Genomic DNA, 451 nt, shown 5'->3' with positions numbered 1-451 from the left:
GAGACGATCCTCGAAGAACGCGACCTTCCCGAGAGTATCGTGATGCTCGGCGGTGGGTACATTGCCCTCGAATGGGGTCAGATTCTTCACCGCGTCGGCGTCGACGTGACGATCCTCCAGCGCTCCGAGCGCGTCCTCTCGGATATGGAAGGCCAACTCGCTCAGGAGCTCCAGCGGGCCCTCCACGAGGAGGGTATCGACATCGTGACCGGCAACGACTTCAAACGAGTTCGGACCGCAGCGACCGACGGCAGCTCCCAGCCGAGCCAGCAGGACGTCACGGTGGAGACCGTCGTCGATGGCGAGGAGCGAGCGGTCACCGCCGAGGCGCTGTTCGTCGCAACTGGAGTCCAGCCCAATAGCGAAAATATCGGTCTAGAGAGGGTGGGCGTCGAGACGGAGCCTGACGGGGCGATCCGCGTCGACGAGTACTTCCAGACCACAAATCCCG

General features: G+C 63.4%; 1 protein-coding gene. It reads left to right on the top strand.

Features of this window, described 5'->3' with window-relative positions; genetic code table 11:
* Nucleotides 1-451: FAD-dependent oxidoreductase (locus DVK00_RS20950; RefSeq protein ID WP_147435953.1), on the top strand; the 451-nt coding region annotated here is incomplete at both ends.

Origin of the sequence: Haloarcula sp. Atlit-47R (assembly GCF_003665985.1) — an archaeon.
GTDB classification, from domain to species: Archaea; Halobacteriota; Halobacteria; order Halobacteriales; family Haloarculaceae; genus Haloarcula; species Haloarcula taiwanensis.
The sequence above is the reverse complement of the archived record's forward strand: the minus strand, read 5'-3'. Positions and strand labels throughout refer to the sequence as shown.